General features: G+C 64.7%; 11 protein-coding genes and 2 pseudogenes. 9 read left to right on the top strand and 4 right to left on the bottom strand.

Going from position 1 to position 11,196, the window contains the following annotated elements:
* Window positions 1-61: 61 nt before the first annotated feature.
* The 8 genes and pseudogenes from JHD82_RS27250 (at window position 62) to JHD82_RS27285 (ending at window position 6,676) form a co-directional block, all read left to right on the top strand.
* Window positions 62-997, top strand: coding sequence for a Bug family tripartite tricarboxylate transporter substrate binding protein (locus tag JHD82_RS27250; protein ID WP_374191669.1), 936 nt, complete (start codon window positions 62-64; stop codon window positions 995-997).
* 36 nt (window positions 998-1,033) lie between these two features.
* Complete coding sequence (locus JHD82_RS27255) at window positions 1,034-1,717, top strand: response regulator (protein ID WP_199139904.1); 684 nt, start codon at window positions 1,034-1,036, stop codon at window positions 1,715-1,717.
* A complete protein-coding gene (locus JHD82_RS27260) occupies window positions 1,695-3,113 on the top strand; it encodes a sensor histidine kinase (protein WP_199139906.1) in 1,419 nt (472 codons plus the stop codon). Before JHD82_RS27255 ends, JHD82_RS27260 begins: the two co-directional genes overlap by 23 nt.
* Before the next feature lie 12 nt (window positions 3,114-3,125).
* Complete coding sequence (locus JHD82_RS27265) at window positions 3,126-4,175, top strand: tripartite tricarboxylate transporter substrate binding protein (RefSeq protein ID WP_199139908.1); 1,050 nt, start codon at window positions 3,126-3,128, stop codon at window positions 4,173-4,175.
* Between the two features lie 18 nt (window positions 4,176-4,193).
* A pseudogene (locus JHD82_RS27270) lies at window positions 4,194-4,385 on the top strand (peroxidase); the annotation flags it as partial.
* A gap of 331 nt (window positions 4,386-4,716) precedes the next feature.
* Complete coding sequence (locus JHD82_RS27275) at window positions 4,717-5,289, top strand: DUF3455 domain-containing protein (RefSeq protein ID WP_199139920.1); 573 nt, start codon at window positions 4,717-4,719, stop codon at window positions 5,287-5,289.
* A 65-nt stretch (window positions 5,290-5,354) separates the two neighbouring features.
* A complete protein-coding gene (locus JHD82_RS27280) occupies window positions 5,355-5,933 on the top strand; it encodes a sigma-70 family RNA polymerase sigma factor (RefSeq protein ID WP_199139910.1) in 579 nt (192 codons plus the stop codon).
* Window positions 5,930-6,676 (top strand): anti-sigma factor domain-containing protein, encoded by a 747-nt coding sequence (locus JHD82_RS27285; protein WP_012205633.1) that lies wholly within the window; start codon window positions 5,930-5,932, stop codon window positions 6,674-6,676. Before JHD82_RS27280 ends, JHD82_RS27285 begins: the two co-directional genes overlap by 4 nt.
* Before the next feature lie 100 nt (window positions 6,677-6,776).
* Here JHD82_RS27285 and JHD82_RS27290 read toward each other — a convergent pair whose 3' ends face one another.
* Window positions 6,777-7,955: a porin gene (locus JHD82_RS27290; protein ID WP_199139912.1), complete on the bottom strand. Its 1,179-nt coding sequence runs from the start codon at window positions 7,953-7,955 to the stop codon at window positions 6,777-6,779.
* 119 nt (window positions 7,956-8,074) lie between these two features.
* Window positions 8,075-8,527 (bottom strand): nuclear transport factor 2 family protein, encoded by a 453-nt coding sequence (locus JHD82_RS27295; RefSeq protein ID WP_199139914.1) that lies wholly within the window; start codon window positions 8,525-8,527, stop codon window positions 8,075-8,077.
* A gap of 169 nt (window positions 8,528-8,696) precedes the next feature.
* Between JHD82_RS27295 and JHD82_RS27300 the strand changes: the two genes are divergently transcribed.
* Entirely contained in the window at window positions 8,697-9,977 is a 1,281-nt protein-coding gene (locus JHD82_RS27300; protein WP_199139916.1) for a LysR family transcriptional regulator, read from the top strand.
* Window positions 9,978-9,995: 18 nt separating this feature from the next.
* Here the strand turns inward: JHD82_RS27300 and JHD82_RS27305 are convergent, their stop codons facing one another.
* Together JHD82_RS27305 and JHD82_RS27310 are read right to left on the bottom strand one after the other, a co-directional pair.
* A complete protein-coding gene (locus tag JHD82_RS27305) occupies window positions 9,996-10,715 on the bottom strand; it encodes an alpha/beta fold hydrolase (RefSeq protein ID WP_199139918.1) in 720 nt (239 codons plus the stop codon).
* Window positions 10,712-11,196 (bottom strand): annotated as a pseudogene (locus JHD82_RS27310) (protocatechuate 3,4-dioxygenase); the annotation flags it as partial. The pseudogene JHD82_RS27310 and the gene JHD82_RS27305, both read right to left, overlap by 4 nt.

Below are 11,196 nucleotides of genomic sequence, written 5' to 3' on the forward strand. Positions count from 1 at the left end.
CCCCCCCCCCCCCCCCCCCCCCCCCCCCCCCCCCCCCCCCCCCCCCCCCCCCCTTTTAGATGTGTATAAGAGACAGATTGCCACCCCTGCCCTCGCCCAGAAATGGCCGAATAAATCAATAAGATTTGTTGTGCCGTTTGCCCCTGGCGGCAGTTCTGAAATAGTTGCACGCTCCACGGCAGCCGAGATGACGAAGACGATCGGCCAGAGTGTCTACGTGGACAACAAGCCTGGCGCAGCGGGCAATATTGCGATGTCTGAAGTCGCCCGTGCCGAGGATCACCACACCGTCATTCTCGGCCATATCGGCACCCTGGCCGTGAATCCTTATATTTTCGCAAAGCTCCCCTACAACGTGGAAAAGGACTTCAAGCCAATCAGTTTGCTGGCCAAAGTACCGAGTCTTTATGTCGTTAATCCCAAGGTTCCGGTGAAAAACATCAAGGAACTGATTGAATATGCCAAGGCCAATCCGGAAAGCCTCAGCTACGGCTCTGCCGGTAATGGAAGTGCGGGTCATCTGGCGTTTGAATATCTGAAGCTGACTTCCGGGTTCTCCATGCTGCACGTCCCGTATCGGGGTACCGGCCCGATGATGACGGACCTGCTGTCCGGCCGCGTGGGCGCTTCGGCGATCGGGGCCGCGGCCGTGATCCCGTTTATCAAGTCCGGCAAGCTGCGTTGCATCGCCACGGGTTCAAGCAAGCGCATTCCCCAACTGCCCGACGTGCCGACCGTCGCGGAACAGGGTTTCCCCGGCTTCGAGATGACGCAGTGGTATGGCATGCTCGCCCCGGCCAATTTTTCCTCCAGTGAGATCGACATGCTGGCTGCCGAAACCAGCAAGGCAGTTCGGGCTCCGTCCTCGGTCGAACGTCTGCATGCAGACGCCGCCGAAGTCATTGGCGATACCCCGGCACAGTTTGCCGAATTCATCGCCCGCGAGCAGGCGCGCTGGAAGCAAGTCATTGCCAAGGCGCAGATCAAAGCCGACTGATGTGCCCGGAGGCCGTCAGAAACCCTGTTTTTCCCGATGCGAATCCTGCTTGCCGAAGATGAGCATGCCCTTGGCACATGGCTGTCCAAGGCGTTGACCCAAGTGGGAATTCAGGTGGAATGGGTGGACAACGGCAAGCTTGCCGATCGGCGGCTGGCCACCGAGGACTACGACGCTGCCGTTCTCGATCTGGGCCTGCCTGACCTCAGCGGTGATGTCGTCCTGGAGAGGCTGCGGGCACGGGACCAGCGTCTGCCCGCGCTGATTCTTACGGCGCGCAACTCGGTTGACGAGCGTGTTCGTGCGCTCAATGCGGGCGCGGACGACTTCCTGGCCAAACCCTTTGCCCTGGCCGAGCTTGAGGCAAGATTGCACGCGCTGGTGCGCCGCGCCAGGGGGAGCGATCACCCAAGGCTCGCTTGCGGCCCGCTGGTCCTGGACGGTGTCACCAAGCAATTCATGCTGCATGGCGCGCCTGTCCCACTCTCGAAACGCGAGTATTCGGTACTTCGTGTGCTTATCCAGCGCTCTGGTGAGCCGTTCACAAAAAAGCAGATCATCGAGCGCGTCTTCCCAGAAGAGTCTGATGTCCATCTGGAGGCGGCCGAGGTCTTCATTCACAGACTGCGCAAAAAGCTGGAAGGCAGTGGCGTCAGCGTCGTCACGTTGAGAGGACTTGGCTACGCCTTGGAAATAGATGCTCCCAAGCCTTCTTTCTAAGCTGACCTTATGGCAGAGACTGGGTTTGGTTCTGGTGCCGATTCTTGGCGCCGTGACATCCGTGGAGCTTTATCTGACGCGGCAGGATGCCATCGATTCGGCCAACGCTGCCTATGACAGATCGCTGCTGGGCGCACTTCGCTCGATAGATTCAAACATATCGACCGCTTCAGGGGGACTTTCGGTTGAACTCCCCTATTCCATATTCGATCTTTTTGAGCTCACGGCGAGCGGCCAGGTGTATTTTCGGGTTGCCACTTCGGACAATCTGGTGGAATTGGGAAGCGCCGACATGCCGCCGCCTCCGACATCGCTGTCAAAGAATCCCATTTTCTACGACGGCTTCTATTTTGGCGAACCCGTCAGGGTGGCAGCGCTGATGAGAGATCTGTCGGCAAAGCCTGTCGGCAGCTCCGCCGACACGGTCACGGTGCAGGTGGCTGAAAGCAAGCAATCGCGCCAGCAATTCATTGACAAGTTCTTTCAGCGGACCCTTGTTCGTGATGGTTTCGTCTTCCTTTCCATGATGGTCGCCACGGCACTTGCAGTTGCCGCGGCCCTCAGGCCGGTGACCCGCCTGGCCAAAGAGGTACGGGAACGCGGGGCCGATGATATTGCGCCGATAAGCACGCAGGAGCTTCCATCGGACTTGCGGCCATTGGTCATGGCTGTCAATCGTCAGATTGAAGTGACGAAGGCTGTTGTTTCCTCCAAGCATGAATTTCTGGATTACGCATCTCATCAACTGCGCACACATCTGACCACGCTGCGCATACAGATGGATTATGCGCAGCGGATAAATGATGTCGCGCAGATCCATGATGCATTGGGCGCTCTGGACGCAGAGCTGACAGGCGTGACCCGTACGACCCAGCAATTGCTGGCCCTGGGCAGGAGCGAGTCGGCCGAGGTGAATCTCCGGACCTTCGACCTGGGCGAGCTGGTCCGGCGCATTGCAGTCTCTTTGCTGCCCCAGGCACGGCAGCGCTCCATCGACCTGGGCGTGAATGTAGAGGAGGAAGTATTTGCAACGGGCGATGAATTGCTGCTTCAGGAGGCCGTGCTGAATCTGGCATCGAATGCACTTGAATACTGTCCTTGTGGCAGCGTGGTAACCATCACGGGCCGGCGTTCGGATACCGGATGGATTCTGGCCGTCGAAGACAATGGACCGGGGCTGCCGGAGGACGAATTGGCTCTGCTGGGCCGCCGCTATACACGAGGCCGCCAATCACCGATGGATGGTTCGGGCTCCGGCCTGGGCCTTGCGATTGCAAGAATCATTGCACAGAGACACAAAGGAAAGCTCACCCTGGCGCACGGTTCCGGCGCAAGGGGGTTGCTGGTGAGTCTTGAGTGGGAAGACACGGACAGTGCGCCACTTGCCAAAAAATAAGGATGGAGACAAATGCAAAATCCCTGGTTGGCTGCGTCCCGTCAGGATGCCGCGTGCAAAACACGCCGAGCCCTGTTGACGGCCATTCCTGTTCTGGCCACATCGCCAAGCGCGTTTACGCAAGTTCTGGACCCGGGAGTCAACAAAAATGCCGTGTGCATCGCCCCGGCAAAGCTGGGCGGCGGTTTTGACCTGACATGCCGATTGGCAGCCAAGGCGATCGATGGCTCGCGCAGCGGCGATGCGAAAACGCTGATTCAGTATCTGCCGGGGGGAATTGGTGCGCTGGCGTATGACAAGGCCGCGACCCAACAGCTCGGTGATGAACGCACGCTGATCGCTTTTTCCAGCGGATCGCTGCTCAATATTGCCCAAGGAAGATTCGGGCCTCACAGCATTGCCTCGGTGAACTGGCTGGGGGTCTTGGCCGCAGACTATGGAGTGGTTGCGGTAAGGGCCGATTCACCCTATCGCTCGCTTGACGACCTGTTGCGAGCGATCCGGGCCAATCCAGCGGCCATTCCTTTCGGCGCGGGAGGCACGGTGGGCAGCCAGGACTGGATCAAGGCGGCCCGCCTGGTCCGTGCGGCCGGACGTGATCCACGCGAGATGAGATTCGTGGCATTCGAGGGAGGCGGAGAGGCGCTGCGCGCCCTGGCCGGAGGACATGTGGTCGCATTTCCTGGCGATGCGGCCGAAGCCCAGCATGCCATTTCCGCCGGGGAAAGAATCAGGATACTTGCCATCCTGGCATCGGACCGCGTACCCGGAAAACTCGCGCATATCCCGACCGCAACGGAGCAAGGCGTCGATGTGACCTGGATGACGGTCAGGGGTCTCTATATGGCGGCAGGCACGCCTCCATCGGCAATACGCTACTGGTCCGACACCTTGCAAAAGGCGATGGGCCTTCCTGGCTACATGGCACTTCTGGAGAACTTCGACCTGTACCCCTACTCCCTGGTCGGCAGGCCGCTGCAGGAGTACCTGAAGCAGAAAATCCAGGAGTACCGGGAAGATGCCGAAAAAATGGGAGTGAGGATCTGGCGAAACCGTCCGTGATGTTGTCTGTAGCTCGCGAGGCCTGCACTCAAGGAGTACGGAACCTATTTCATCGGTTACTCCAGGCACCTTTGGGTGATCGAGCAGATGCTCGAACGGATGTTCATCGGAAGCCCGCCCCCGCTCCACGACCGCATCCTTGACTTCTCGGCGGCGGTGACAGGCATTGCCTTCTTCGTTCCGTCAAAGGACATGCTCGCCCATCTTTGAGATCGGCTCAGGCATCGACGCCTGCCGCACGCAGGATCGCAACCTCAGGCCCTCCATCAATGATGGTTGGGAAGCAGGCGTCAAGTTCTCTCCCCTGCCCTGGCTCAACGGCCGCGTTGCCTACAGGGAGCCGCGCGCCTCGGGAGAGGTGGCCCGGGTGCTGCAGGTCAAGAATGTCACCAACCGCAGTCTGATGGAGTCTGGCGCTGGCATTTCTCGAAAATATTTTTGCATGGGGTGCATCCAAACGATGCGATGGCGGGTAGTACCAGCAGCAGCCCAAAAAATGCGCTGCTCCAGTCCCCTTCACAAAACCGTTTGGAGAATTGCAATGTTGACCTCTCGTTCCGCATCCCGCACCGCTGCCGTTTCTTTCGCTGTAGCCACAGCGGCCCTGCTCACTGCCTGTGGCTCGATGCACAAGCCGGCCAGCACTTTCTCCCAGGCATCGCTGCCCGCCCCCATACAGGTTCCTGCAGGGAACAAGGTCGCGTGGGAAACCGTAGGCAGCGGTGACATCACCTACGAGTGCCGCGACAAGGCCAGCGCGCCTGGCCAGACGGAATGGGTCTTTGTGGGACCCGATGCTGTGCTGAAGGACCGCATGGGCAAACAAGTGGGCCGCTACTACGGTCCCCCCGCAACCTGGGAGGCCAACGACGGTTCCAAACTCACCGCCACCCAGCTGGCTGTGGCGCCGTCCGGCGCAGGCAATCTGCCTTACCAGCTGGTGAAGGCAAACCCGGCCATGGGCAGCGGCGCGCTGGAGGGTGTGAGCTACATCCAGCGCGTGGCGCTCCAGGGCGGAGTGGCGCCGGCTGACAAGCCCTGCATGGCTGCCAACAAGGGCCAGAAGACCACCGTGAAGTACCAGGCCGACTACATCTTCTGGAAGCCCATGTAAGAGCCGGCAGCGGCGCGGATACACTGGACGAAGGATTTCCTGCAACGCCCCCTTCGCTCCATTTCGTGCCGCCCGCTGCCTCCCAGAACAACGAAGCTTTCGACCATGACGCAGCATTGCATGCATGTGCACGCGGCGAACGCGATGCTTTGCAGCGGATTTATGAGGCCGAGGCGCGCTTTCTCCTCGGCGTGGCACTGCGCATCGTCCGCGATCGCGCCGCTGCGGAAGACGTGCTGCACGATGCGTTTGTCTCCATCTGGAACCGCTCATCCACCTTCAACGGCAATCGCGGAAGTGGTCGAGGGTGGATCTACAGCGTGGTGCGGCACGCCGCCCTCAACCGTGTACGGGATGGCGCACGCGAAACCGTGCTGGATGAAACTGCCCATGAAGCGCATGACGCCCAGGCCGCACTTTCGGCATGGAAGGAAGGCGGCAGTGAATGGGAGCGGCAGGCGACGCTGGGTCGTCTTGGCGATTGCCTCGACCGGCTGGAGCCCGAGCGCCGCGCCTGCCTGTTGCACGCCTACGTGGACGGCTGCAGCCACAGCGAAATTGCGGCGCGTGTGCAGGCGCCGCTTGGTACGGTCAAGGCCTGGGTTCAACGCGGACTGCGTGCCCTGAGAGAGTGCATGCAATGAGCGGCGACACCCACCCCAATCCCTCAGGGTCGACGGATGACGGCTCCCCGGACGATCTCCAGATGCAGGCCGGCGAGTACGTATTGGGCACCCTCAATGCAGCCCAGCGCCGCTCCATCGAATCCCGTCTGCCCTACGAGCCTGCGTTGCGCACGGCCGTGCAGGCGTGGGAGCAACGGCTCCTGCCGCTGGTTCAGCTGGCGCCCCCCATCGAGCCCTCCGCAACGCTGTGGCAGCGCATCGCGGCCAGCGTCAAGCCGGCCCGGCCAGCGGTCCGCGCACAGCGTGGTGCCTGGTGGCACTGGGATAGCCTTGCCCTTTGGCGCGGTTTGGCGGGTGGCGGCTTTGCAGCTGCAGCACTGCTAGCGGCTGTGCTGGTGGTGCGAGAGGCATCACCGCCGGCTGCCCCGCGCTATTTCGTCGTGCTGGCCGCGCCGCAGAATCAGGCCCCCGGGTGGGTGGTCCAGGCCCAGTCTGAAGGCCGTCTGCGCCTTTTGCCACTGGGCAAGGATGCCATTCCGGCGGAAAAATCCCTGCAGTTCTGGACCAAGGCCGACGGCTGGAAAGCGCCGGTGTCCCTGGGTCTGGTCAAACCGGGCGAAGCCATCGAAGTGCCGGTAGACCAGTTGCCGCCTCTGCAGCCGAATCAGCTTTTCGAGCTCACCCTGGAGCCAGAAGGTGGCTCCCCGATCGGTCGCCCGACAGGGCCCATTCAGTTCATCGGCCGCGCTGTACAGATCTAGAGCGTGGTGTGCACTTTCAAGTGCCCGCGCGTCGGCTCTTCGCGCTGGTGATCACACGCTCCATGCGTCGCATTGGATGCGGCCGGCCTGGCCTTCGGTTTCAGAACGAGTGGCGCAGGCCCAGCATCAGGCCGGTCTGCGACGCGCCCGCCAGCGGGCTGCCGCCGGCTGCGGCCGAGCTGACCGAGATGGCCAGGCGCTGTCCGTTGTCAATGCGCGCGGCCTGGGCATAGACCGCCGTGCGCTTGGAGAATTTGTAGGTGGCGCGCAGGGCCAGCAGGGTGGAGCGGTCGCCGCCCTGGGCATAGCGCAGTTGCTGCAGCTGGCCATCGACCACGACGGCGGCGCTGGGGGACCAGGACAGGCCGCCCCAGGCCAGGGTGCTGCGCGGCGTGGCGCCGTTGCTGGCCGAGGCCGCCTGGGCCGCGTCGTTGTCGCGGCGCATGAGGCCGGCGCCCAGCTTGATGGTGGGTGACAGCGCGGCATAGCCGTTGAGCATGATGCGGCGGTCCTTCAGGTCCGAGCGCGTCAGCCCTGCAAATGCGCCGGCGCCGCCGCGCATCTCGTCCACGGCCAGTGCAAAGCCCCAGGGCGCGGTGTCGTACTTCAGCATGGCGGACCACTGGCGGCAGGCCTGCCTGTCCGTGGCCGATTCGCCGGCGCAGTTGGTGCCGGCCGGGCTGGGACCGGCGTTGACGGCATCGCGTCCCAGGCTGTAGGCCGCACCCAGGCTCCAGGCGCCGAAGCGCCCCCGGTAGGCCAGGGAGTTGTCGGTACGCGTGTTGGGGATGTAGCTGTCCAGGCTGCTCAGACCGAAGGCGTTGGGACCCAGCAGGTCGGCGTCGAACAGCGCCCAGTACAGCATGGTGTAGTTGCGCCCCAGCGAGACGCTGCCCCAGCCGCCGGACAGTCCCACCCAGGCCTGGCGCCCGAAACCCCGCCCGCCCTGGTTGAAGGTGCCGGAATCCGGGCCAAAGCCTGACTCCAGCGCAAAGACGGCGCTCAGGCCGCCGCCCAGATCCTCGCTGCCGCGCAGCCCCCAGCGCGACGGTGCCGTTCCCGTGAGGCCGGGCATGCGCGTCAGCGATCCGCCGCCTTGCACATTCGTCAGGTGCTCGATGCCGGTGTCCAGATGGCCGTACAGCGTCACGGATGAGCCGGCCTGGGCCTGGGCGCCGTCGGCAGCCGCCAGCGCGGCGAGCGAAGCCAGACAGGCCAGGCAAGCCCGCAGGGGTCGCCTGGCCTGGGGTGGGGGACTGCTTTTTTGAATGCGCTTCATGGTGATGTCTCCTGTCGTTGTCGTCGTGGAATCGGCACGCCGCAACGCTGCGCCTTGGATAGGGCTGCAGTGGCGGGTGCGGGGAAATGGAACGGGAAAGCGGCTGGACGCCCTGCTCTTCAGGCGCCCGGGAGGTCCCGGTACATGACGAAGCGCGCCACGCGGCGCGTGATCAGCCAATGGCCTTCAGGACTGCGCCCGAAGGTGTCATCGAACTCGCCAACGAGCTGGCGCGGTCGGGCCGGGCGGCCGTGCGGCGTGATGGCATCGGCCTCGTCGCAGGACCACAGCAGCACCTGGCTGCGCGCGCTGGCGCGGTCCGGGCCTTGCAGTTCCACCAGAGTGTTGGTGACCAGATGCCGGGTCATGCGGCCCGCAGGACGCCGGGAGTACGCGGCGGCGATGGCCGTGCGCCCGCCCAGCACCTCGCCGCCGGGCCGTTGCAGCTGGCCGTCTTGGGCAAACAGCTGCGCCAGGGCCTGGGCATCACCGGCATCCGCAAAGGCAGCAGCGCGCAGCACCAGGTCCAGGCAGGCCTGGCGGGCCAGCAACCGGTCGATTTCATGGTTCATGTTTCTTGTCTCCCCGGAATTCGCAGCCTGCGATGGGCTGTCTTGATCCAGGCCCCAAGCATTCCACGCCGGCATCGATCCGGCCAATGCCGGAGCCCCGGCCATCAATGCGTTTTTCTTATGGGACAATCAAAACACGGTTTTCCAACGTGCCGTTCAGCGCCTTTCCATGAACCTTTACCTTGCCCCCTGGGCCGGCCCGGCCACCAGCAATCCCTCGCGTTTTCCCGAGTTGGCAGGCCATTTGCGGGCCATGCGCGCCATGCTGGGCGTGGTGCGCCACGGCAGCACCACGCGGGCCGCCCAGGCTATGCATCTTTCTCAGCCAGCCGTGGCGCGCTCGGTGCTGCAACTGGAAGAGGCCTGTGGCCTGCCGCTGTTCATGCGGGGGGCGCGCGGCATGATGCCGACCCCGCTGGGCAGCCAGCTGGCCGCCCGCATCGAGTCTATGCTCCAGCATCTGGGCAGCGGCGCGGCCGACGCCCAGGCCGCCGCCACGCTGGCGGCCAGGCGCCCTCCCCTGCCCGAGCGTTTTGCCGAGACCGTGCCTGCGGGCCAGCTGCGCGCCCTCATGGCCATTGCCGACTGCGGCAGCGAATCCCTGGCCGCGCAGTGGCTGGGCCTGACGCAGCCCGCCGTGCATGCGGCGCTGCAGGGGCTGGAAACCAGTCTGGGCATGCAGCTGTTCTACAAGCTGGCCTTCGGCACGCGGCTGACGCCGTCCGGCGAAGCGCTGCTGCGCCGTGTCAAGCTGGCCCTGGCCGAGGTGCGCGGCATGGACAGCGATATTTCCGCCTGGCGCGGCGAGATCCGAGGGCGCGTGGTGGTCGGCGTGCTGCCGCTGTCGGTGGGAATCTTCCTGCCGCGCGCGGTCGACAGCCTGGCCGCCAGCCACCCGGACATCGAGGTCAGCATCGTGGACGGCACCTACGAGAGCCTGGTGCAGCACCTGCTGAGCGCCGACATCGACGCCATCGCCGGCGCCCTGCGCGCCGACATGCCCTCCGATGAGGTACGCCAGCTGCACCTGTTCGACGATGACCTGGTGGTGGTGGCACCGGCCGGCCATGCCTGCCTGGACCGCGGCCAGCTGGTTCTGCAGGACTTGCTGCAATGGCCCTGGGTGTCGCCCCTGCCCGGCACGCCAGCCGACCGCGCCATGGTCCAACTGTTCCGCAGCCAGGGCCTGGAGCCGCCGCGCGCCAGCCTGCGCGCCAGCAGCCCGACCATGACGCTGGCCTTTGTGCTGCAGACGGGCCGGCTGGCCCTGGCCTCGCGCGGACAGGCCCTGCAGGATGACCACGGCGGGCAGTTGTCCATCGTGCCCGTGGACCTGCCTTCCACACGCAGGCGCATCGGGCTGGCCACGCGTGCGCTGAGCACGGCATCGCAGGACCTGGAGCTGTTCATGCAGGCCTGCCGGCGGGCCGTGGGCGATCCGCCGGCCTAGCCTGAGCGCAGCGCTCGCTCAGCGGCCCATCCAGTCGAGCAGTGCCCGCGACACCTGCTGCGGCTGCTCCATGGTGCTCATGTGGCCGCTGTCCTCGATCACCACCAGCTCGGCGCCCGGGCACAGGGCCTGCATGCGCTCATGGCGTGACAGCGGGCTCCAGGCATCCTGGCGACCGCAGGCCAGCAGGGTCGGGCAGCGCAGTTGCCGGAGCACATCGCCCGCATCGGGGCGGTTCAGCAAGGCATTGATCTGCGCAGCAAACACCTCGGGCGTGAAGCGCGCCACCATGTCGAGCACCTCGCCAAACAGTGGCGTATCAAGCCGGTCGGGATGCACCATGCCGCGCGCCCATTGCAGGCCCATCTCGCGCATGCCGCTGCGCCGGGCGATCTGCAAGAGCGCCATGCGCTTGGCGCGTTCGCTCTCGCCGGCCTCGCCCGGGGCGATGGGGTCCATGCCGGTGTCCAGCAAGGCCAGCCGCTCCACACGCTGGGGAGCCATGCCGGCAATGGCCAGGGCCACGCGCCCGCCCATGGAATGGCCCGCCAGCGAAAACCGCTCGGCCGCCACGCAGTCCAGCACAAGGCGCGCCATGTCTTCGATGGTGGCCGCCGCGCCATAGGACGGAACAATGCACTCGGCAACACCGGCAAAGGACAGGGCCGCCTGCTGCTCGTGCCAGACCGTCTCGTCGCACAGCAGGCCCGGCAGAAGTACCACGCAAGGCCGGCTCATGCTGCGTTCTCCAGGATGAGGTGGCCGACGGCCGTGTTGGACGCGGGCACATGGTAGAAGCGGTGGTTGACCTTGGGCAGCGGCGCGGGGCCATCCACATCGGCCATGGCGCCGCGCGCGATCAGCCACATCACCAGCTCGATGCCTTCGGAGCCGGCCTCGCGCACGTAGTCGATATGCGGCATCTTGGCCAGGCCGGCCGGGTTCTCGATCAGCAGGTCCAGGAAGCGGTTGTCCCACTCCTTGTTGATCAGGCCCGCGCGCGCGCCCTGCAGCTGGTGGCTCATGCCGCCCGTGCCCCAGATCTGCACGTTCAGGTCTTCGTCGAAGCTTTCCACGGCGCGGCGGATGGCCCGGCCCAGGTTGAAGCAGCGCTGGCCCGACGGCACGGGGTACTGCACCACGTTGACGGCAAACGGAATCACCGGGCAGGGCCAGGCGCCCGTGCGCGCGTCCTGCTGGCCGCACATCAGCGACAGCG

Source organism: Delftia sp. ASV31, assembly GCF_016428765.1.
Taxonomy (GTDB): Bacteria; Pseudomonadota; Gammaproteobacteria; order Burkholderiales; family Burkholderiaceae_C; genus Comamonas; species Comamonas acidovorans.

What these genes read in the sequence shown, in the direction of transcription:
- JHD82_RS27255 (WP_199139904.1), top strand. Translation starts at nt 1,034, where the DNA reads ATGCGAATCCTGCTTGCCGAAGATGAGCATGCCCTTGGCACATGGCTG.
- JHD82_RS27265 (WP_199139908.1), top strand. Translation starts at nt 3,126, where the DNA reads ATGCAAAATCCCTGGTTGGCTGCGTCCCGTCAGGATGCCGCGTGCAAA.
- JHD82_RS27260 (WP_199139906.1), top strand. Translation starts at nt 1,695, where the DNA reads ATGCTCCCAAGCCTTCTTTCTAAGCTGACCTTATGGCAGAGACTGGGT.
- JHD82_RS27295 (WP_199139914.1), bottom strand. Translation starts at nt 8,527, where the DNA reads ATGAACCATGAAATCGACCGGTTGCTGGCCCGCCAGGCCTGCCTGGAC.
- JHD82_RS27305 (WP_199139918.1), bottom strand. Translation starts at nt 10,715, where the DNA reads ATGAGCCGGCCTTGCGTGGTACTTCTGCCGGGCCTGCTGTGCGACGAG.
- JHD82_RS27285 (WP_012205633.1), top strand. Translation starts at nt 5,930, where the DNA reads ATGAGCGGCGACACCCACCCCAATCCCTCAGGGTCGACGGATGACGGC.
- JHD82_RS27290 (WP_199139912.1), bottom strand. Translation starts at nt 7,955, where the DNA reads ATGAAGCGCATTCAAAAAAGCAGTCCCCCACCCCAGGCCAGGCGACCC.
- JHD82_RS27300 (WP_199139916.1), top strand. Translation starts at nt 8,697, where the DNA reads ATGAACCTTTACCTTGCCCCCTGGGCCGGCCCGGCCACCAGCAATCCC.
- JHD82_RS27275 (WP_199139920.1), top strand. Translation starts at nt 4,717, where the DNA reads ATGTTGACCTCTCGTTCCGCATCCCGCACCGCTGCCGTTTCTTTCGCT.